This window comes from Pseudomonas sp. HY7a-MNA-CIBAN-0227, from assembly GCF_040310325.1.
Classification (GTDB): Bacteria; Pseudomonadota; Gammaproteobacteria; order Pseudomonadales; family Pseudomonadaceae; genus Aquipseudomonas.
This window is the reverse complement of the sequence record NZ_JBEOPT010000009.1, coordinates 51962-72333: the sequence shown is the minus strand read 5'-3', so window position 1 is coordinate 72333 and position 20372 is coordinate 51962. Positions and strand designations below refer to the sequence as shown.

Below are 20372 nucleotides of genomic sequence, written 5' to 3'. Positions count from 1 at the left end.
CTATCGGAGTGCCCCATGTCCCGCCGCTTGCCGCTGATTCTGCTGCTTATTGCCCTACCGTTATGGCTGGCCGCCTGTTATGGGGCTCGTTACGGCTTTATGGAGGACGGGCAGTGGGTCGGCATTTGCGCTGATGAGGCCAGCCGCTGGGAATGCCAGGTGCGCTCGAACCTGGGCCTGATGATTCACTTCAAAGTGATGGGCTGGGCGGCGCTGGTAACGTCGGTGCTGGCGTTTTTTGTGCCGGGGCGTGCCGGGTGGGGCTTGGCGGTGCTGGGATTGGTGTTCGGGTTTGCGGCGTTGGCGTTGTACAACACCACGTTTGCAGTGTTCGCCGTAGTTATTGCCGGATTGCGCTTGGTCAGGGCGCCGCGGGCCGCCGAGTAACCTGTGGCGAGGGGGCAAGCCCCCTCGCCACAGAAGCCTTATTTGCGAACCCGCAAGCAACGCCACAACGCCGCGACCATCAATACACTCACCAGCGCCCAACCCAGGGCCTGCTGGTTCATCAAGCCTTCGCGATACAGCTGCGGCGCAATGCCGGCACCGATGATGAACGCGAGCAAGGCAATCTCCCGACGCGGCCCAGTGACCGGACGCACCAGATACACCAGTGCCGGCAGCAGCAATGCCGCGCTCGGGAAGCTGCGATAGCGCGGGTCAAACACCAGCGCCAGCATCATTACCGCACCGGCAAAGCCAGCCAGCGCCACCAGCCAGCCGGCGCGCTGTTCCAGCCAGTTGAAACTGCGTGCGCGCCAACCTTCACGTGTGCTCAGGGCCAGGGCTGCATGGGCCAGCACCAGCAGGTTCAAGGCCACCAGCAACGCAGCCCAGATCCATTCATCAGTAAAACGCGCGGTGACACGGGTCAACTCGCTCCAGCTACCCATCGAGCAAGCCGCCACCGCGCCCAGCAACGGCAACAGCAGGGCGGCGCGTGTGCTGCGAACGCGCCCGCCCAACACCAGTGTGCCCAACAGGATTATCCCGCCAACGCCCAGCCACATCGGCCAGTACGGCACATTGGTGACCGGCCCGGCCAGCACGCCCTTGTCCTGGCGATCGGCATCAAACAAACCCCAGTAACCGCCCACCGCACCTTCGCTGGCGCGCTTCCATGGCTGGTCAAAGGCTTCGATCAGGTTGTAGTGCCAGCCATTCGATTCGGCCATGGCAACAAAGCCGCGGATGAACTTGGCTTCGTTGACTCGGCTAGGCACGGCGGTTTCGCGCTGGCGGCCTTCGCTCGGCCAACCGGTCTCGCCGATCATCACGTCCTTGGGGGCGAAGCGGTTGCCGAAGGTCTGGCGGATATCGCCGACATGCCGGAGTGCCTGGTCGATCCCCGCCGGGTCATCTTCCCAGTACGGCAGCAAGTGAATGGTCAGGAAATCTACCGCTGGAGCGATTTGCGGGTGTTGTAGCCAGAACTCCCACACATCGGCGTAGGTGACGGGCTGCTTGATCTGGCTCTTGACCCGCTGGATCAGCTTCACCAGCTGGGTGGCGGTGATTTCCTTACGCAGCAGGGTTTCGTTACCGACGATCACCGACGTGACGACGTCGGCGTTGGCATTGGCGGAGGCAATCAGCAGGTCGACTTCCTTGGCGGTATCCACCGGGTTGCTGTTGACCCAGGCGCCGATCATCAGCTTCAAGCCGTGCTTGCGCGCCAGATCCGGCAGGGCTTCAAGGCCGGTCATCGAGTAGGTGCGAATGCATTCAAAGCGGGTGGACAGCAGCGCGAGGTCGGCGTCCATGCGCTCAGGACGCAGTTTGAACGGCTGGTCGAAGGGTGATTGGTCTTTGTCGAACGGTGTATAGGACGCACATTGTAACTTGTGACTGGCGCTGGCGACATCCGGCAGCAGCACCGGTTGGCCGAGGCCGTACCAATAGCCACCGAGGGCAAAGAGGCCCAGCAGCAAGGCGAATAAATAGGGCAGGGCAGGGAAGCGGGCGGTCGCGGGCATGGTCTGGCCGTCTGGGGGCAAAGCCGCGCATCTTACCCGTATTTGGTCGGCGCCAGTGGGGCTGCATAATTTTGACATGCAAAGTTCGGGCGGGATTGTTACCAGGTGTCCTATAACTCGACCTGCTGGCGATGTGATGTCGTTTCCTGCTTACCTGAGGTCGCAGTCAGAGCAGGTCGCTCGTGGCAGCAGGTTGATGATCGAAGTGTCAGCACTCCACTGATGTCGCGACAGCATGATCGATGCGCGTGAAGGGGGCGCGGTGCACCACATAACAATAGGTTGACGTCGCTCGGCATCCGTCGGGCGCAGCACTTTCGGGGAAGTAACGATGAAGATGCGACGACTCTTGGGCGCAGGTGCCGCACTGGTGCTTGCGATGAACTCCACACTGGCCAGCGCCGACAGCAAAACCCTGAGCATCGGCTATGTGGATGGCTGGTCGGACAGTGTCGCTACCACCCACGTGGCGGCAGAAGTGATCAAGCAAAAGCTCGGTTATGACGTGAAACTGCAAGCGGTCGCCACCGGGATCATGTGGCAAGGCGTGGCCACCGGCAAACTCGACGCCATGCTCTCGGCCTGGCTGCCGGTGACCCACGGTGAATACTGGGCTAAAAACAAGGACAAAGTGGTCGACTACGGCCCCAACTTCAAGGACGCCAAGATTGGCTTGATCGTGCCGGAGTATGTCAAGGCCAAGTCCATTGCCGACCTCAAGGATGACACTACCTTCAAGAACAAGATCGTCGGCATCGATGCCGGTTCAGGCGTGATGCTCAAGACCGACGAAGCCATCAAGGCCTATGGCCTGGACTACAAGCTGCAAGCCAGCTCCGGCGCCGCCATGATCGCCGAACTGACCCGTGCCGAAGACAAGCAGGAGTCCATTGCGGTCACCGGCTGGGTGCCACACTGGATGTTCGCCAAGTGGAAACTGCGTTTCCTTGACGATCCAAAAGGGATTTATGGTGCTGCCGAAACTGTGAACAGCATCGGCAGCAAGGGCCTGGAGAAGAAAGCGCCTGAAGTCGTGGCCTTCCTGAAAAAATTCCAGTGGGCCTCCAAGGATGAAATCGGCGAAGTGATGCTGGCCATCCAAGAGGGCGCCAAGCCTGATGCAGCGGCCAAGGATTGGGTCGCCAAGCACCCTGAGCGTGTTGCTGAGTGGACCGCTCCGTAATCAAGCAAGGCGTCTAGTTCGCACTCTGCAAGCCCGTCTGGCGTTTTCGTCAGGCGGGTTTTGTTGTTTCTGGCTTTGCAGCCCGATATTTAATGGTGGCAAAGTTGGCGACAAAGTCCAAGTCGTTCTAATACTAAGGTCGTCTGGAACCTGTCCCGCAGCTGCATAAAGTAGATACGTTCCAACAATAATCTGTGCTGCGAGGATAAAAACAATGAACGACAGCATTTACCTCTCGATTCAAAACAGCCCGCGCTTCAAGGAGCTGGTTAGTAAAAGGGAAAAGTTCGCCTGGATTCTCTCGGCGATCATGCTTGGGCTGTACTCTGGATTCATCCTGTTGATTGCCTATGGGCCACAAATACTGGGGGGCAAGATCAGCCCCGGTTCGTCCATTACCTGGGGAATCCCGATCGGGGTCGGGCTGATTGTTTCAGCTTTCGTCCTCACCGCCATCTATGTACGACGCGCCAACGGCGAATTCGACGAGCTGAACAATGCGATTCTCAAGGAGGCTGCGCAATGATCCGTCGTCTATTGGCTGTATTCGGCGCTTCGGTCTTTGCTCCTGCTGTTTGGGCGGCGGAAGCGTTGACTGGTGAAGTGCATAAACAACCGCTGAACGTTGCAGCGATCCTGATGTTCGTAGCCTTTGTTGGCGCGACGTTGTGCATTACTTACTGGGCGTCCAAGCGTAACAAGTCGGCGGCTGACTACTATGCGGCTGGCGGCAAGATCACCGGGTTCCAGAACGGTTTGGCGATTGCCGGCGACTACATGTCGGCGGCGTCTTTCCTGGGGATTTCCGCGCTGGTGTTCACCTCCGGCTACGACGGCCTGATCTACTCGATCGGCTTCCTGGTGGGCTGGCCGATCATTCTGTTCCTGATCGCCGAGCGCCTGCGTAACCTGGGTAAATACACCTTTGCCGACGTGGCGTCCTATCGCCTCGGGCAAGCCCAGATCCGCAGCCTGTCGGCTTGCGGCTCCCTGGTAGTGGTGGCGTTCTACCTGATCGCGCAGATGGTTGGCGCCGGCAAGCTGATTCAGCTGCTGTTCGGCCTTGATTACCATGTGGCGGTGATCCTGGTGGGTATCCTGATGTGCATGTACGTGCTGTTCGGCGGCATGTTGGCGACCACTTGGGTGCAGATCATCAAGGCGGTGTTGCTGCTGTCCGGTGCCTCGTTCATGGCGCTGATGGTAATGAAACACGTCAACTTCGACTTCAACATGCTGTTTGCTGAGGCGATCAAGGTTCACCCTAAAGGTGAAGCGATCATGAGCCCGGGCGGCCTGGTGAAAGATCCGATTTCGGCATTCTCCCTCGGTCTGGCACTGATGTTCGGTACCGCTGGCCTGCCTCACATTCTGATGCGCTTCTTCACCGTGAGCGATGCCAAGGAAGCTCGCAAGAGCGTGCTGTATGCCACTGGCTTTATCGGCTACTTCTACATCCTGACCTTTATCATCGGCTTCGGCGCGATTCTGCTGGTCAGCACCAACCCGGCCTTCAAGGATGCGGCAGGTGCCTTGTTGGGCGGCAACAACATGGCGGCGGTGCATCTGGCCAACGCGGTGGGTGGCAGCATCTTCCTGGGCTTTATCTCAGCCGTGGCCTTCGCCACCATTCTCGCGGTGGTTGCCGGTTTGACCCTGGCCGGTGCTTCGGCGGTGTCCCATGACCTGTATGCCAGCGTGATCAAGAAAGGCAAGGCCAACGAGAAGGATGAAATTCGCGTCTCGAAGATCACCACCATCGCCCTGGCGGTGCTGGCTATTGGCCTGGGCATCCTGTTCGAAAGCCAGAACATCGCGTTCATGGTCGGTCTGGCGTTCTCCATTGCTGCCAGCTGTAACTTCCCGGTGTTGCTGCTTTCCATGTACTGGAAAAATCTCACCACTCGCGGTGCGATGATTGGTGGCTGGTTGGGTCTGATCAGTGCCGTTGGCCTGATGGTCCTTGGTCCAACCATCTGGGTCTCGATCCTGCACCATGAAAAAGCCATCTTCCCTTACGAGTATCCAGCACTGTTCTCGATGATCATTGCGTTCGTCGGGATCTGGTTCTTCTCCATCACCGACAAGTCGGCGGCAGCGGAAAAAGAGCGGGCGCTATTCTACCCGCAGTTTGTGCGTTCGCAGACCGGTCTGGGGGCGAGTGGGGCGGTTTCTCACTAAGGGTTGTCGAAAGACAGCTACATAAGCTGCACCCATAAAAATGCCCCGGTCGAGAGATCGGGGCATTTTTTATGGGTGGTCAATTTGTGGTAGCCGGGCTTTTTGTGGCGAGGGGGCTTGCCCCCGCAGGACTGCGAAGCGGCCCCAGAAGGAAGGTTGCGGTTTTCAGGGATAACACTGCGCCTGTTTTAGGGCTGCTGCGCAGCCCAACGGGGGCAAGCCCCCTCGCCACAATTGTTCCCCAACACAAATCCTGCACAAAAAAATACGGCCTCCAAGAGGAGGCCGTATTCGGTGCAGCTAAGCGGTTATCGCAAGACACTGCTTATTTGCGGTCTTCCAGCTTGGAGATATCACGCTGCTCGTAGCCGGTGTACAGCTGGCGCGGACGGCCAATCTTGTACGGGCTGGAGAGCATTTCTTTCCAGTGGGAGATCCAGCCCACGGTCCGCGCCAGGGCGAAGATCACGGTGAACATGCTGGTTGGAATGCCGATGGCCTTGAGGATGATCCCGGAGTAGAAGTCGACGTTCGGGTACAGCGAGCGTTCGATGAAGTACGGGTCGGTCAGGGCGATCTCTTCCAGGCGCATGGCCAGTTGGAGTTGCGGATCGTTGTTGATCCCCAGTTCCTTCAGTACTTCGTCGCAGGTCTTCTTCATCACAGTGGCGCGCGGGTCGCGGTTCTTGTAGACCCGGTGACCGAAGCCCATCAACTTGAACGGATCGTTCTTGTCCTTGGCCTTGGCGATGAACTTGTCGATGTTCGACACATCGCCGATTTCATCGAGCATGCTCAATACGGCTTCGTTCGCGCCGCCGTGGGCAGGGCCCCACAGTGCGGCGATACCGGCAGCGATACAGGCGAACGGGTTGGCACCCGAAGAGCCCGCCAGGCGCACGGTAGAAGTCGAGGCGTTCTGTTCGTGGTCGGCGTGGAGGATAAAGATCCGGTCCATTGCCTTGGCCAGCACCGGGCTGATCGGTTTGATCTCGCACGGGGTATTGAACATCATGTGCAGGAAGTTTTCCGCGTACGTCAGGTCGTTGCGCGGGTACATCATGGGTTGGCCCATGGAGTACTTGTAAACCATCGCTGCGAGGGTCGGCATCTTGGCAACCAGGCGGATCGCGGAAATTTCGCGATGCTGCGGGTTATTGATGTCCAGGGAGTCGTGGTAGAAGGCCGACAGGGCGCCAACCACGCCGCACATGACGGCCATCGGGTGGGCGTCGCGGCGAAAGCCATTGAAGAATGTCTTCAACTGCTCATGCACCATGGTGTGATTCTTCACGGTGCTGACGAACTGGGCTTTCTGCTCGGCTGTTGGCAATTCGCCATTTAGCAGCAGGTAGCAGGTTTCCAGGTAGTCCGACTTCTCGGCCAACTGTTCGATCGGGTAGCCCCGATGTAGCAGGATGCCATTATCACCATCAATATAGGTGATCTTCGACTCGCAAGAAGCGGTCGACATGAAGCCTGGGTCGAATGTAAAACGGCCCGTGGCCGTCAGGCCCCGTACGTCGATAACATCAGGACCAACGGTGCCGGTTAAAATGGGCAGCTCGACGGGGGCTGCGCCCTCGATGATCAACTGCGCTTTTTTGTCAGCCATGTGGCCTCCTATTTATGCTTCAAATCATCAGACAGACCCCCCACGCAGGGCCCGCACCACTATAGTGAGATAAATTCGAATGTCAATTTGCCTAAAGTCTTGCTCCAGAAGGCTTTAACCGTACTTTTTCCTCGAAATTACCTGCCGTTTACGCCTTTTATCCCAACAGCGCAATCAGCTATTAGGGTGAGGTGCGCGCGTTGTCATTAGTTGCCTAACTGTCTATACTCGACCACCGACCGCCAAGGGCTTTTGGGCTTGTTTTCATTGGGGGTCGCACTCCCTGGGTGGTGCTTACCTGACCAGTGCTCCCCCCAACAACTTTGCCCTGATTGTTAGGGGCTCTTCAGTGTGAAAAAAAGCCGTGAATAGCCAACGACCTGTAAACCTAGACCTAAGGACCATCAAACTCCCCATCACCGGCGTGACGTCATTCCTGCACCGTGTTTCCGGCATCATCCTGTTTCTCGGCCTGGGCATCATGCTTTATGCATTGAGCAAATCCCTGGGTTCGGAAGAGGGATACGCCGAGGTGAAGGCATGTATGACCAGTCCGCTGGCCAAGTTCGTGGCGTGGGGCCTCCTGTCCGCTTTGCTGTATCACCTGGTGGCCGGTGTTCGCCACTTGATCATGGACATGGGTATCGGTGAGACGCTGGAAGGCGGCAAGCTGGGCTCGAAAATCGTTATCGCCATTTCCTTGGTGATGATCGTTCTGGCGGGAGTTTGGATATGGTAACCAGCGTTACGAACCTGTCGCGTTCGGGCCTCTATGACTGGATGGCGCAGCGTGTGTCTGCGGTCGTTCTCGCGGCTTATTTCATCTTCCTGATCGGATATCTCGTTGCCAATCCGGGTATCGACTATGCCCAATGGCACGGCCTGTTCTCCCACAGCGGGATGCGTATCTTCAGTCTGCTGGCCCTTGTGGCCCTGGGCGCTCACGCCTGGGTCGGCATGTGGACCATCGCGACCGACTACCTGACGCCGATGGCGCTGGGCAAGTCCGCGACTGCAGTACGTTTCCTCTTCCAGGCAGTATGCGGCGTCGCGATGTTCGCTTACTTCGTCTGGGGTGTGCAGATTCTTTGGGGTATCTGATTCATGGCTAACACAGTTAATACACTTTCATTCGATGCCATCATCATTGGTGGCGGCGGTGCCGGCATGCGTGCTGCGCTGCAACTGGCCCAGGGCGGTCACAAGACTGCCGTGATCACCAAGGTGTTCCCGACCCGTTCCCATACCGTTTCGGCCCAGGGTGGCATCACCTGCGCCATCGCCTCCGCCGATCCAAACGATGACTGGCGCTGGCACATGTACGATACCGTCAAGGGTTCCGACTATATCGGTGACCAGGACGCTATCGAATACATGTGTTCCGTAGGCCCGGAAGCGGTCTTCGAACTGGAGCACATGGGTCTGCCGTTCTCCCGTACCGAACAGGGCCGCATCTACCAGCGTCCGTTCGGCGGTCAGTCGAAAGATTTCGGTAAAGGTGGCCAGGCCGCCCGTACCTGCGCTGCAGCCGACCGTACCGGTCACGCGCTGTTGCACACCCTGTATCAAGCCAACCTGAAGGCAGGCACCGTATTCCTCAACGAATACTACGGCGTCGACCTGGTGAAGAACGAAGATGGTGCCTTTGTCGGCATGATCGTCATCTGCATCGAAACCGGCGAAACCTCCTATGTACGCGCCAACGCCACCGTATTGGCGACCGGCGGTGCAGGCCGGATCTACTCGTCCACCACCAACGCCCTGATCAACACCGGTGACGGTATCGGCATGGCCCTGCGTGCAGGCGTTCCGGTACAAGACATCGAAATGTGGCAGTTCCACCCGACTGGCATCGCCGGCGCCGGTGTACTGGTGACCGAAGGTTGCCGTGGTGAAGGTGGTTACCTGATCAACAAGAACGGCGAGCGCTTCATGGAGCGTTATGCTCCTAACGCCAAGGACCTTGCCGGTCGTGACGTTGTAGCCCGTTCCATGGTTAAAGAGATCATCGCCGGCAACGGCTGTGGTCCTGATGGCGACCACGTGATGTTGAAACTCGATCACCTCGGTGAAGAAGTACTGCACAGCCGTCTGCCGGGCATCATGGAGCTGTCCAAAACCTTCGCCCACGTCGATCCGGCTGTTGCGCCGATCCCGGTTGTTCCAACCTGCCACTATATGATGGGCGGTGTTGCCACCAACATTCACGGCCAGGCGATCACCCAGGACGCCGATGGCGTTGATCAGATCATTCCTGGTCTGTTCGCCGTAGGTGAAGTGGCGTGCGTATCGGTTCACGGCGCCAACCGTCTGGGTGGCAACTCGCTGCTCGACCTGGTGGTGTTCGGTCGTGCTGCCGGCCTGTTCCTGGAGCAGACTCTCAAGGAAGGCGTCGATTACACACGTGCTCGCCAGTCCGACATCGACGCTGCCCTGGCACGTCTCGATGGCCTGAACTCGCGCACTGACGGTGAAGACGTTGCTACCCTGCGTAAAGAGCTGCAAAGCTGCATGCAGAACTACTTCGGTGTGTTCCGTACCGGCGAATACATGCAGAAGGGTATCGCCCAGCTCGCTGATCTGCGTGGCCGTATCGCCAACGTCAAGATCAACGACAAGAGTCAGGCGTTCAACACCGCTCGTATCGAAGCCCTTGAATTGCAGAACCTGCTGGAAGTGGCTGAAGCAACTGCCATCGCCGCAGAAGTTCGCAAAGAGTCCCGCGGCGCTCACGCCCGTGAAGACTTCGAAGAGCGCGACGACGTTAACTGGCTATGCCACACCCTGTACTTCCCGGGTGACAAGCGCGTAACCAAGCGTGCCGTGAACTTCTCGCCAAAAACAGTCCCTACGTTTGAACCAATGATTCGGACTTATTAAGGGTGGCCGCCATGTTGAAAGTCAGTGTTTATCGCTACAACCCTGATCAGGACGCTGCGCCGTTCATGCAGGAATTCCAGGTCAATACCGATGGTAAAGACCTGATGGTGCTGGACGTGCTGGCGCTGGTCAAAGAGCAGGACGAAGGTTTCTCCTATCGTCGCTCTTGCCGTGAAGGTGTCTGCGGTTCCGACGGCATGAACATCAACGGCAAAAACGGCCTGGCGTGCATCACGCCGCTGTCCGCTGTCGTCAAAGGCAACAAGCTGATCGTTCGTCCACTGCCAGGTTTGCCGGTAATCCGTGACCTGGTCGTCGATATGAGCATCTTCTACAAGCAATACGAGAAGGTTAAGCCATTCCTGCAGAACGACACGCCGGCTCCGGCCATCGAGCGTCTGCAGACCCCGCAAGAACGCGAGAAGCTGGACGGTCTGTACGAGTGCATCCTGTGCGCTTGCTGCTCGACTTCCTGCCCGTCCTTCTGGTGGAACCCGGACAAGTTCCTGGGTCCGGCTGCACTGCTGCAAGCGTATCGCTTCCTGGCAGATAGCCGTGACACCCAAACGTCCGAGCGTCTGGCTTCACTGGATGACCCGTTCAGCGTATTCCGCTGCCGCGGGATCATGAACTGCGTCAACGTATGTCCTAAAGGCCTGAACCCGACTAAGGCCATTGGTCACGTACGTAGCATGTTGCTGCAAAGCGGCGTGTAACTGACGTTGTAGTAAAAGCAGAACCGTTGTGCCCGTAGATGCTACGGCGCAGGCTTCAACCGGCGCCGTAGTCTTAACCTGAGCAGCGACTTACAAAGCGCGGCTCTTATTTTGAAGAAATGAGACAAGCAGGGGCATCCGGGTTGGTACCCGGACTATCAGCGTGATCCTAAGTGGCTTGTTTTGGTCGCTGCACTCGGACTTTGCAAGCAGGCTCGGTGTCTTCGCCGGTGGTGTCCCCTAACCGAGGGTGACCAAGCATGCAAGAAAGCGTGATGCAGCGCATGTGGAACAGCGGCTATCTTTCAGGTGGTAACGCTGCCTATGTGGAAGAGCTTTATGAGCTCTACCTGCACGACCCTAACGCTGTGCCAGAAGAATGGCGCACCAAATTTCAGACGTTGCCCGCTGACGGCAACGCTGCCACCGATGTATCGCACTCGACGATTCGCGATCATTTCGTGCTGCTGGCAAAGAACCAGCGCCGCGCCCAGCCGGTTTCCGCCGCAAGCGTGAGCAGTGAGCATGAAAAGAAGCAAGTTGAAGTACTGCGACTGATCCAGGCCTACCGTATGCGTGGCCACCAAGCAGCCCAGCTTGACCCGCTGGGGCTGTGGCAGCGTCCTGCACCTGCAGACCTGTCGATCAATCATTACGGCTTGACCAATGCCGATCTTGATACGACCTTCCGTGCCGGCGACCTGTTCCTCGGCAAGGAGGAAGCGAGCCTACGCGAAATTCACGAAGCGTTGCAGCAGACATATTGCCGCACCATTGGCGCTGAGTTTACGCATATCGTCGATACCGAACAGCGCCACTGGTTCCAGCAGCGTCTGGAAAGCGTGCGCAGCCGTCCGGTGATCTCCTCCGACCTCAAGAGCCACCTGCTTGAGCGCGTCACTGCAGCTGAAGGTCTGGAAAAATACCTGGGTACCAAATACCCGGGTACCAAGCGTTTCGGTTTGGAAGGCGGCGAGAGCCTGATTCCGATGCTCGACGAGTTGATCCAGCGTTCCGGTTCCTACGGCACCAAGGAAATCGTCATCGGCATGGCCCACCGTGGTCGTCTGAACGTGTTGGTTAACACTTTCGGCAAGAATCCGCGCGATCTGTTCGATGAGTTCGAAGGCAAGAAGAAGGTCGAGCTGGGTTCCGGTGACGTTAAATACCACCAGGGCTTCTCGTCCAACGTGATGACCACAGGCGGCGAAGTCCACCTGGCCATGGCGTTCAACCCCTCCCACCTGGAAATTGTTTCGCCAGTGGTCGAGGGTTCTGTGCGTGCCCGTCAGGATCGTCGTAACGATCCGACCGGTGAAAAGGTTCTGCCTATTTCCATCCACGGTGATGCGGCATTCGCCGGTCAAGGCGTGGTCATGGAAACCTTCCAGATGTCGCAGACCCGCGGCTTCAAGACTGGCGGTACCGTTCACATCGTCATCAACAACCAGGTTGGCTTCACCATCAGCAACCCGGAAGACTCGCGTTCCACCGAGTACGCCACTGATGTTGCGAAAATGATCCAGGCGCCGATCCTCCATGTAAATGGTGATGATCCGGAAGCCGTATTGTTCGTGACCCAGTTGGCCATCGACTACCGCATGCAGTTCAAGCGTGACGTGGTAATCGACCTGGTTTGCTACCGCCGTCGCGGTCACAACGAAGCAGATGAGCCGAGCGGCACCCAGCCGTTGATGTACCAGCAAATCGCCAAACAACGCACCACCCGTGAGCTGTACGCCGAGCGCCTGACCCTGGCCGGTGTGGTAGATGATGCGCGTGTTCAAGGCAAAATCGACGAGTACCGCAACGCGCTGGACAACGGTCTGCATGTTGTAAAAAGCCTGGTCAAGGAACCGAACAAAGAGCTGTTCGTTGACTGGCGTCCGTACCTGGGTCACGCCTGGACTGCGCGTCACGACACCACGTTTGATCTGAAGACCTTGCAGGAATTGTCCGCCAAGCTGCTGGAAATCCCGGATGGCTTTGTAGTTCAGCGTCAAGTATCGAAGATCTACGAAGACCGTCAGAAAATGCAAGCCGGTGGCCTGCCGATCAACTGGGGTTATGCCGAAACCATGGCATACGCGACCCTGGCGTTTGAAGGTCACCCGATTCGCATGACCGGCCAGGACATCGGCCGTGGTACGTTCTCGCACCGTCACGCGGTGTTGCACAACCAGAAAGACGCGGGCACCTACATCCCGTTGCAAAACCTGTACAAGGGCCAACCACGTTTCGATCTGTACGATTCGTTCCTGTCCGAAGAAGCGGTACTGGCGTTCGAATATGGTTACTCGACCACCACGCCTGAGGCGCTGGTGATCTGGGAAGCCCAGTTCGGCGATTTCGCCAACGGTGCCCAGGTGGTTATCGACCAGTTCATCACCAGCGGCGAGCACAAATGGGGCCGTCTCTGCGGTCTGACCATGCTGCTGCCGCACGGTTATGAGGGTCAGGGTCCGGAGCACTCTTCGGCTCGCCTGGAGCGTTACCTGCAGATGTGCGCCGAGCACAACATTCAGGTGTGTGTACCGACTACGCCGGCTCAGATCTACCACTTGCTGCGACGCCAGGTGATTCGTCCCCTGCGTAAACCACTGGTAGTCCTGACTCCAAAGTCGCTGTTGCGTCATAAATTGGCCATCTCGACCCTGGAAGATCTGGCCGAAGGTTCGTTCCAGACCGTTATTCCGGAAATCGATGCCCATGACCCGAAAAAGGTCACGCGTATCGTACTGGCGAGCGGCAAGGTCTACTACGACCTGCTGGAAAAACGCCGTGCCGAAGGTCGTGACGACATCGCCATCGTGCGTCTTGAGCAGCTGTACCCATTCCCTGAGGACGACTTGATTGAAGTCCTGGCTCGTTACTCCAACCTCAAACATATCGTTTGGTGTCAGGAAGAGCCGATGAACCAGGGTGCTTGGTACTGCAGCCAGCATCACATGCGCCGCATCATTGGCGGTCACGACAAGTCGCTCGTACTTGAGTACGCGGGCCGTGACGCTTCTGCTGCACCTGCTTGTGGTTATGCATCGATGCACGCCGAGCAGCAGGCAAAACTGCTGCAAGATGCTTTCACTGTTTAACGCCTTCGCGCTGACTGAAACCGAATTTTAAGGACCCACAGATAATGGCTATCGAAATCAAAGCCCCGTCATTCCCGGAATCGGTTGCCGATGGCACCGTTGCCACCTGGCACAAGAAACCAGGTGACGCTGTCAAGCGTGACGACTTGATCGTTGACATCGAAACCGACAAGGTTGTGCTGGAAGTGTTGGCCGAAGCCGACGGCGTCCTGGGCGCTATCGTTGCCAATGAAGGCGACACCGTTCTGTCCAACCAGGTACTGGGCTCGATCGAAGAGGGTAGCGCTGCTGCCGCTCCAGCCGCTGCTGCTCCGGCTGCCGCACAAGCTGCTGCTCCAGCCGACGCTGGCGAAGACGATCCTGTTGCTGCACCGGCTGCTCGCAAGCTGGCTGAAGAAAACGGCATCAATATCGCTTCCGTTGCCGGTACTGGCAAAGGCGGTCGTGTGACCAAGGAAGACGTAGTCGCTGCTGTTGCTGCCAAGAAAGCCGCACCGGCTACCGCGCCTGCCAAGGCTGCAGCACCTGCTGCTGCCGCTCCTGTGTTCGCCGCAGGCGATCGCACCGAGAAGCGCGTGCCGATGACCCGCGTACGTGCCACCGTGGCCAAGCGTCTGGTTGAAGCCCAGTCGAATATGGCGATGCTGACTACCTTCAACGAAGTCGACATGACCGAAGTCATGGCATTGCGTTCGAAGTACAAGGATCTCTTTGAGAAGAGCCATAACGGTGTGCGCCTGGGCTTCATGTCGTTCTTCGTAAAAGCGGCTACCGAAGCGCTGAAACGCTTCCCGGCAGTCAACGCTTCCATCGACGGCGCCGACATCGTTTACCACGGCTACGCTGACGTCGGTGTTGCCGTCTCCAGCGAGCGTGGCCTGGTGGTGCCGGTTCTGCGTAACGCCGAACTGATGAGCCTGGCTGAAATCGAAGGCGGCATCGCCACCTTCGGCAAGAAGGCTCGTGACGGCAAGCTGACCATCGATGAGATGACCGGTGGTACCTTCACCATCACCAACGGTGGTACTTTCGGTTCGATGATGTCGACCCCGATCGTCAACCCGCCACAAGCTGCAATCCTGGGCATGCACAACATTCTGCAGCGTCCTATGGCGATCAACGGTCAAGTGGTCATCCGTCCGATGATGTACTTGGCGCTGTCCTACGATCACCGCCTGATCGATGGTAAAGAAGCCGTGACTTTCTTGGTGACCATCAAGAACCTGCTGGAAGACCCGGCTCGTCTGCTCCTGGATATTTGATAGAAGCAGCGTCAAGTTGCAAGTTGCAAGCTGTAAGCTGCAAGAAAAAGCAGCTTGGCTTGCAGCTTATCGCTTGAAGCTTGAAGCTAAATAGAGGATCTATTTTCATGTCTCAGAAATTTGACGTTGTAGTGATTGGTGCAGGCCCTGGCGGCTATGTTGCCGCCATCAAGGCCGCGCAACTGGGCCTCTCGACTGCTTGCATCGAAAAATACACCGACAAGGAAGGCAAACTGGCCCTGGGCGGTACTTGCCTGAACGTCGGTTGCATTCCTTCCAAGGCGCTGCTGGACAGCTCCTGGAAATTCCATGAAGCCCAAGTCGGTTTTGCCATCCACGGCATCAACCACGCTGGCGTGACCATGGACGTACCCGCAATGGTCGGCCGCAAGGCCAACATTGTTAAAGGCCTGACTTCCGGCGTTGCAACCTTGTTCAAGGCCAATGGCGTCACTTCCCTGCAAGGTCACGGCAAACTGCTGGCCGGCAAGAAAGTTGAAATCACCAAGCCTGACGGTTCGGTCGAAATCATCGAAGCCGAGAACGTGATCCTGGCTCCAGGTTCGCGTCCAATCGACATTCCACCCGCTCCAGTTGACCAGAACGTGATCGTTGATTCGACCGGCGCCCTGGAATTCCAATCGGTTCCAAAACGTCTGGGCGTGATCGGCGCTGGCGTGATCGGTCTGGAACTGGGTTCGGTCTGGTCGCGTCTGGGCTCGCAAGTGACCGTCCTGGAAGCCCTGGACACGTTCCTGCTGGCTGCCGACAGCGCAGTGTCCAAAGAAGCCTTGAAGACCCTGACCAAACAAGGTCTGGACATCAAGCTGGGCGCACGCGTGACCGGTTCCAAGGTCAATGGCGAAGAAGTCGTTGTGACCTACACCGACAAGAATGGCGAACAGACCATCACTTTCGACAAGCTGATCGTAGCCGTTGGTCGCCGTCCGGTGACCACTGATCTGCTGGCTGCCGACAGCGGCGTGAACCTCGACGAGCGCGGTTTTGTGCACGTTGACGATCATTGCGCCACCACCGTACCGGGCGTTTTCGCCATTGGCGACGTGGTTCGCGGCATGATGCTGGCGCACAAGGCTTCCGAAGAGGGCATCATGGTTGTCGAGCGCATCAAGGGTCACAAGACCCAGATGAACTACGACCTGATCCCGTCGGTTATCTACACCCATCCAGAAATTGCATGGGTCGGCAAGAACGAACAGCAGTTGAAAGCTGAAGGCGTTGAAGTTAACGTCGGCACTTTCCCGTTTGCCGCTTCTGGCCGTGCCATGGCAGCCAACGACACCGGTGGTTTCGTCAAAGTCATCGCTGATGCCAAGACTGACCGCGTATTGGGCGTCCACGTGATTGGTCCAGGCGCAGCAGAACTGGTTCAGCAGGGCGCAATCGGTATGGAATTCGGCACCAGCGCCGAGGATATCGGTATGATGGTCTTCTCCCATCCGACCCTGTCCGAAGCGCTGCACGAAGCTGCGTTGGCAGTGAATGGCCATGCCATCCACATCGCCAACAAGAAGAAGCGCTAAGCAAGATAATAAGAAACCACGGCGGTTGCCCGTCGTGAGCCTTGTGCGCAAGACTCACCGCGGAATATCCGCTGGACGCAGTCTTGCGCAGCTTTGCAAGCCTAAGGGCTGCGAAGTTGTGCAAGCAGCAGTCACAGGTGGTGCGGCACTAACACTAGTGCAGCACCGAATGCGCAGTACCTAACGAAGACGGTAATAAGCATGAATCTTCATGAGTATCAGGGTAAGCAGCTGTTCGCTGAGTACGGCCTGCCAGTATCCAAGGGTTACGCAGTAGACACCCCGGAAGCAGCAGCAGAAGCTTGCGACAAAATCGGCGGCACCGAGTGGGTTGTCAAAGCCCAGGTCCACGCTGGTGGTCGCGGTAAAGCGGGCGGCGTGAAGCTGGTTCGCAGCAAAGAAGACGCCAAGGCCTTCGCTCAACAGTGGTTGGGCAAGCGTCTGGTGACTTACCAGACTGATGCCAATGGCCAGCCAGTCACCAAGATCCTGGTTGAATCGTGCACTGATATCGCTAAAGAGCTGTACCTGGGCGCTGTCGTTGACCGTTCGAGCCGTCGCATCGTGTTCATGGCTTCCACCGAAGGTGGCGTGGACATCGAGAAGATCGCTCACGAAACCCCAGAAAAAATTCTGAAGGCCACTATCGATCCACTGGTTGGCGCTCAGCCATTCCAGGGTCGCGAGCTGGCATTCCAGTTGGGTTTGGAAGGTAAGCAAGTTGCTCAGTTCGCCAAGATCTTCGTAGGTCTGGCCAAGCTGTTCAAGGATCACGACCTGGCCCTGCTGGAAGTGAACCCGCTGGTGATCAAGGCTGACGGCGATCTGCATTGCCTCGATGCCAAGATCAACATCGACGCCAACGCCATGTACCGTCAGCCTAAGCTGAAGACTTTCCACGATCCGTCGCAAGACGATCCGCGTGAAGCGCACGCTGCCAAGTTCGAGCTGAACTACGTAGCCCTGGAAGGTAACATCGGTTGCATGGTCAACGGTGCTGGCCTGGCCATGGGTACCATGGACATCGTCAATCTGCATGGCGGCAAACCAGCCAACTTCCTCGACGTGGGCGGCGGTGCTACCAAGGAACGCGTTACCGAAGCGTTCAAGATCATCCTGTCCGACTCCAACGTCGCTGCAGTATTGGTCAACATCTTCGGCGGCATCGTTCGTTGCGACATGATTGCCGAAGGCATCATTGGTGCAGTGAAAGAAGTCGGCGTTAAAATCCCGGTTGTTGTTCGCCTTGAAGGCAACAACGCTGAACTGGGCGCTAAAGTACTGGCAGAAAGCGGTTTGAACATCATCGCTGCTACCAGCCTGACCGACGCTGCTCAACAAGTTGTCAAAGCTGCGGAGGGCAAATAATGAGCGTCCTGATCAATAAAGACACCAAAGTTATCTGCCAGGGTATTACCGGTTCGCAAGGTAGTTTCCACACCCAGCAAGCCATCGAGTACGGCACCAAGATGGTTGGCGGCGTAACTCCAGGCAAAGGCGGCACCACTCACCTGGACCTGCCTGTTTTCAACACTGTGAAAGAAGCCGTAGAAGTCACTGGCGCCACCGCTAGCGTCATCTACGTTCCAGCTCCTTTCTGCAAGGATTCCATCCTTGAAGCAGCGTTCGGCGGCATCAAGCTGATCGTTTGCATCACTGAAGGCATTCCTACCCTGGACATGCTCGACGCTAAAGTTAAGTGCGACGAACTGGGCGTGGTCCTGATCGGCCCTAACTGCCCTGGCGTGATCACTCCAGGCGAATGCAAGATCGGCATCATGCCCGGTCACATTCACTTGCCAGGCAAAGTCGGTATCGTTTCCCGTTCCGGCACCCTGACCTACGAAGCTGTTAAGCAGACCACTGACGCCGGTTTCGGTCAGTCGACTTGCGTCGGCATCGGCGGTGACCCGATCCCGGGCTCCAACTTCATCGACATCCTGAAGTTGTTCCAGGAAGACCCGCAGACCGAAGCGATCGTCATGATCGGTGAGATCGGCGGTTCGGCTGAAGAAGAAGCGGCGGCCTACATCAAGGCACACGTGACCAAGCCGGTTGTTTCCTACATTGCTGGTGTGACTGCCCCTGCAGGCAAGCGCATGGGCCATGCTGGCGCAATCATCTCTGGCGGCAAGGGCACAGCAGACGAGAAGTTTGCTGCCCTGGAAGACGCAGGCGTGAAAACCGTGCGTTCGCTGGCAGACATCGGCAAGGCTTTGTCCGAGCTGACCGGTTGGGCTGTCAAGTAAGCCTCGCGCTTAACTGACGCTTCACCACGCAAAGGCCGCCTTCGGGTGGCCTTTGTGCATTTCAATATTTAGATATACGGATGCGACATATAAATGTCGCTTATCGGACAGTTCGCCCTGCAATAGTGCGTTTGTCAGACAAATTCGTTAGGCTAGCTGCCTCTTTATGCGTCCGCTCCCCACAAGGAAGTTCCGCGCTAGACCGGTCGGTCCCCATCCGGGCTGATAGCATTTCCCTCATCCATAGGGAAGCCCCTCTCTAAATTCCGATTCAGTAGTGTGGTATTTCCTCAAATGAAAGTGTTGAAAAGCCAGGACATCCTGGCGTTGGGCTTTATGACTTTTGCCTTGTTCGTGGGCGCCGGTAACATCATCTTTCCGCCTATCGTTGGTTTGCAGTCCGGGCCTCATGTCTGGATGGCGGCGCTGGGCTTCCTGATTACCGCAGTAGGACTGCCAGTGGTTACCGTCATCGCCCTGGCCAAGGTCGGTGGTGCTATGGACGCGTTGAGCAGCCCCATCGGCAAGGTCGCCGGTGGCATCCTGGCCGCGGCGTGCTACCTGGCAGTGGGTCCTTTGTTCGCCACGCCACGTACCGCGACGGTGTCCTTCGAAGTCGGCCTGGCGCCACTGACCGGTGAAAGCCCGCTGGCGTTGTTCCTCTATAGCTCGGTGTATTTCCTGCTGGTGTTCTTCATCTCCCTGTATCCAGGGCGTCTGCTGGACACCGTTGGCCGTTTCCTGGCGCCGCTGAAGATCATCGCCCTCGCGGCACTGGGCATCGCAGCCTTTGCCTTGCCCGCCGGAGATGTCGGTATCGCCACGCCTGAGTACGCCGCCGCGCCGTTCTCCCAGGGCTTTATCAATGGTTACCTGACCATGGATACCCTGGGCGCCCTGGTGTTTGGCATCGTTATCGTCAACGCCATTCGTTCCCGTGGCGTCGAGTCGCCACAGTTGATTACCCGTTACGCGATCATTGCCGGGCTGATTGCCGGCGTGGGCCTGGCGTTGGTGTACATCAGCCTGTTCCGCCTCGGTTCGGGCAGCCATGAAGTGGCTGCTGGTGCCGCCAACGGTGCCGCGGTGTTGCACGCCTACGTTCAACATACCTTCGGTTCCCTGGGCAGCGGCTTCCTTGCGGTGCTGATTTCCCTGGCGTGCCTGGTGACTGCAGTAGGCCTGACCTGTGCCTGCGCGGAGTATTTCAGCCGTGTACTGCCGCTGTCCTACAAAACCCTGGTGGTCATCCTTGCCGCGTTTTCGCTGCTGGTGTCGAACCTGGGCCTGACTAATCTGATTGCCTTCTCGATTCCGGTCCTGACCGCGATCTACCCGCCGTGCATCGTCTTGGTCGCGCTGAGCTTCTGCAAGGGCTTCTGGCAGGAGCAGGGCCGGATTGTCGGCCCAGTGATGCTGGTATCGTTCATCTTCGGCACCATCGACGCTTTGAAAGGTGCCGGGCTGGCGAACTGGCTGCCGTCGCAACTTGCCAATCTGCCGCTGAGTGAGCAGGGCCTGGCGTGGCTGGTGCCGTCGGTGATGACCCTGGTGGTAGCGGTGGTGATTGACCGTCTGCTGGGCAAGCGCAGCGAAGCCATCGCCTAAAACGCTTTGTTACACGCTGAAATCGAAATGCCCCGTATCAAACGATCCGGGGCATTTTTTATGGGC

Annotated in this window: 16 protein-coding genes; 14 read left to right on the top strand and 2 right to left on the bottom strand. The window is 57.7% G+C overall.

The genetic code is table 11. The annotated features are described in order from the left end of the window. Positions 1-15 precede the first annotated feature (15 nt). Entirely contained in the window at positions 16-387 is a 372-nt protein-coding gene (locus AAEZ06_RS16440) for a hypothetical protein (RefSeq protein WP_149411442.1), read from the top strand. A 38-nt stretch (positions 388-425) separates the two neighbouring features. On the opposite strand, the gene AAEZ06_RS16435 is transcribed toward AAEZ06_RS16440, so the two are convergent. Further along, positions 426-1976, bottom strand: a complete 1551-nt coding sequence (locus tag AAEZ06_RS16435; protein ID WP_350615217.1) for a glycoside hydrolase family 17 protein — start codon at positions 1974-1976, stop codon at positions 426-428. A 331-nt stretch (positions 1977-2307) separates the two neighbouring features. Here AAEZ06_RS16435 and AAEZ06_RS16430 point away from each other — a divergent pair, with 331 nt between their 5' ends. The 3 genes from AAEZ06_RS16430 (at position 2308) to AAEZ06_RS16420 (ending at position 5340) form a co-directional block, all read left to right on the top strand. Continuing rightward, on the top strand, positions 2308-3159 hold the full coding sequence (locus AAEZ06_RS16430) for a glycine betaine ABC transporter substrate-binding protein (protein WP_149411445.1): 852 nt from the start codon (positions 2308-2310) through the stop codon (positions 3157-3159). A gap of 214 nt (positions 3160-3373) precedes the next feature. Next, entirely contained in the window at positions 3374-3685 is a 312-nt protein-coding gene (locus AAEZ06_RS16425) for a DUF485 domain-containing protein (protein WP_149411446.1), read from the top strand. Continuing rightward, positions 3682-5340, top strand: a complete 1659-nt coding sequence (locus AAEZ06_RS16420) for a cation acetate symporter (RefSeq protein WP_149411447.1) — start codon at positions 3682-3684, stop codon at positions 5338-5340. The genes AAEZ06_RS16425 and AAEZ06_RS16420 overlap by 4 nt, the downstream gene beginning before the upstream one ends. A gap of 325 nt (positions 5341-5665) precedes the next feature. On the opposite strand, the gene gltA is transcribed toward AAEZ06_RS16420, so the two are convergent. Next, on the bottom strand, positions 5666-6955 hold the full coding sequence (gene gltA / locus AAEZ06_RS16415) for a citrate synthase (RefSeq protein ID WP_133099072.1): 1290 nt from the start codon (positions 6953-6955) through the stop codon (positions 5666-5668). A 364-nt stretch (positions 6956-7319) separates the two neighbouring features. On the opposite strand from gltA, the gene sdhC reads away from it, so the two are divergent. The 10 genes from sdhC to brnQ all read left to right on the top strand — a co-directional run bounded on the left by sdhC (position 7320) and on the right by brnQ (position 20306). Next, positions 7320-7694, top strand: coding sequence for a succinate dehydrogenase, cytochrome b556 subunit (sdhC, locus tag AAEZ06_RS16410; RefSeq protein WP_133099071.1), 375 nt, complete (start codon positions 7320-7322; stop codon positions 7692-7694). Then, positions 7688-8056 (top strand): succinate dehydrogenase, hydrophobic membrane anchor protein, encoded by a 369-nt coding sequence (gene sdhD / locus AAEZ06_RS16405; protein ID WP_133099070.1) that lies wholly within the window; start codon positions 7688-7690, stop codon positions 8054-8056. Before sdhC ends, sdhD begins: the two co-directional genes overlap by 7 nt. 3 nt (positions 8057-8059) lie before the next feature. After that, complete coding sequence (gene sdhA / locus AAEZ06_RS16400; RefSeq protein ID WP_133099069.1) at positions 8060-9835, top strand: succinate dehydrogenase flavoprotein subunit; 1776 nt, start codon at positions 8060-8062, stop codon at positions 9833-9835. 11 nt (positions 9836-9846) lie between these two features. After that, on the top strand, positions 9847-10551 hold the full coding sequence (locus AAEZ06_RS16395; RefSeq protein ID WP_149411448.1) for a succinate dehydrogenase iron-sulfur subunit: 705 nt from the start codon (positions 9847-9849) through the stop codon (positions 10549-10551). 260 nt (positions 10552-10811) lie between these two features. Beyond that, entirely contained in the window at positions 10812-13643 is a 2832-nt protein-coding gene (locus tag AAEZ06_RS16390; protein ID WP_149411449.1) for a 2-oxoglutarate dehydrogenase E1 component, read from the top strand. A 44-nt stretch (positions 13644-13687) separates the two neighbouring features. Next, positions 13688-14905: a 2-oxoglutarate dehydrogenase complex dihydrolipoyllysine-residue succinyltransferase gene (odhB, locus tag AAEZ06_RS16385; RefSeq protein ID WP_149411450.1), complete on the top strand. Its 1218-nt coding sequence runs from the start codon at positions 13688-13690 to the stop codon at positions 14903-14905. Between the two features lie 107 nt (positions 14906-15012). Then, positions 15013-16449 (top strand): dihydrolipoyl dehydrogenase, encoded by a 1437-nt coding sequence (gene lpdA / locus AAEZ06_RS16380; protein ID WP_149411451.1) that lies wholly within the window; start codon positions 15013-15015, stop codon positions 16447-16449. Positions 16450-16650: 201 nt separating this feature from the next. Then, the gene (gene sucC / locus AAEZ06_RS16375; RefSeq protein ID WP_133099064.1) at positions 16651-17817 is read left to right on the top strand and encodes an ADP-forming succinate--CoA ligase subunit beta; all 1167 of its coding nucleotides are present in this window, start codon (positions 16651-16653) and stop codon (positions 17815-17817) included. Continuing rightward, positions 17817-18698, top strand: a complete 882-nt coding sequence (gene sucD, locus AAEZ06_RS16370) for a succinate--CoA ligase subunit alpha (protein ID WP_149411452.1) — start codon at positions 17817-17819, stop codon at positions 18696-18698. The genes sucC and sucD overlap by 1 nt, the downstream gene beginning before the upstream one ends. Before the next feature lie 294 nt (positions 18699-18992). Beyond that, positions 18993-20306: a branched-chain amino acid transport system II carrier protein gene (gene brnQ / locus AAEZ06_RS16365; RefSeq protein WP_149411453.1), complete on the top strand. Its 1314-nt coding sequence runs from the start codon at positions 18993-18995 to the stop codon at positions 20304-20306. The last annotated feature ends 66 nt before the right edge of the window (positions 20307-20372 follow it).

Excerpts from the sequence above, each read along its gene's own strand:
- AAEZ06_RS16390 (WP_149411449.1), top strand. The coding sequence starts at position 10,812 with ATGCAAGAAAGCGTGATGCAGCGCATGTGGAACAGCGGCTATCTTTCA.
- AAEZ06_RS16420 (WP_149411447.1), top strand. The coding sequence starts at position 3,682 with ATGATCCGTCGTCTATTGGCTGTATTCGGCGCTTCGGTCTTTGCTCCT.
- sdhD (WP_133099070.1), top strand. The coding sequence starts at position 7,688 with ATGGTAACCAGCGTTACGAACCTGTCGCGTTCGGGCCTCTATGACTGG.
- sdhA (WP_133099069.1), top strand. The coding sequence starts at position 8,060 with ATGGCTAACACAGTTAATACACTTTCATTCGATGCCATCATCATTGGT.
- brnQ (WP_149411453.1), top strand. The coding sequence starts at position 18,993 with ATGAAAGTGTTGAAAAGCCAGGACATCCTGGCGTTGGGCTTTATGACT.
- AAEZ06_RS16425 (WP_149411446.1), top strand. The coding sequence starts at position 3,374 with ATGAACGACAGCATTTACCTCTCGATTCAAAACAGCCCGCGCTTCAAG.
- AAEZ06_RS16435 (WP_350615217.1), bottom strand. The coding sequence starts at position 1,976 with ATGCCCGCGACCGCCCGCTTCCCTGCCCTGCCCTATTTATTCGCCTTG.
- odhB (WP_149411450.1), top strand. The coding sequence starts at position 13,688 with ATGGCTATCGAAATCAAAGCCCCGTCATTCCCGGAATCGGTTGCCGAT.
- gltA (WP_133099072.1), bottom strand. The coding sequence starts at position 6,955 with ATGGCTGACAAAAAAGCGCAGTTGATCATCGAGGGCGCAGCCCCCGTC.
- AAEZ06_RS16395 (WP_149411448.1), top strand. The coding sequence starts at position 9,847 with ATGTTGAAAGTCAGTGTTTATCGCTACAACCCTGATCAGGACGCTGCG.
- AAEZ06_RS16440 (WP_149411442.1), top strand. The coding sequence starts at position 16 with ATGTCCCGCCGCTTGCCGCTGATTCTGCTGCTTATTGCCCTACCGTTA.
- lpdA (WP_149411451.1), top strand. The coding sequence starts at position 15,013 with ATGTCTCAGAAATTTGACGTTGTAGTGATTGGTGCAGGCCCTGGCGGC.
- sucC (WP_133099064.1), top strand. The coding sequence starts at position 16,651 with ATGAATCTTCATGAGTATCAGGGTAAGCAGCTGTTCGCTGAGTACGGC.
- sucD (WP_149411452.1), top strand. The coding sequence starts at position 17,817 with ATGAGCGTCCTGATCAATAAAGACACCAAAGTTATCTGCCAGGGTATT.
- AAEZ06_RS16430 (WP_149411445.1), top strand. The coding sequence starts at position 2,308 with ATGAAGATGCGACGACTCTTGGGCGCAGGTGCCGCACTGGTGCTTGCG.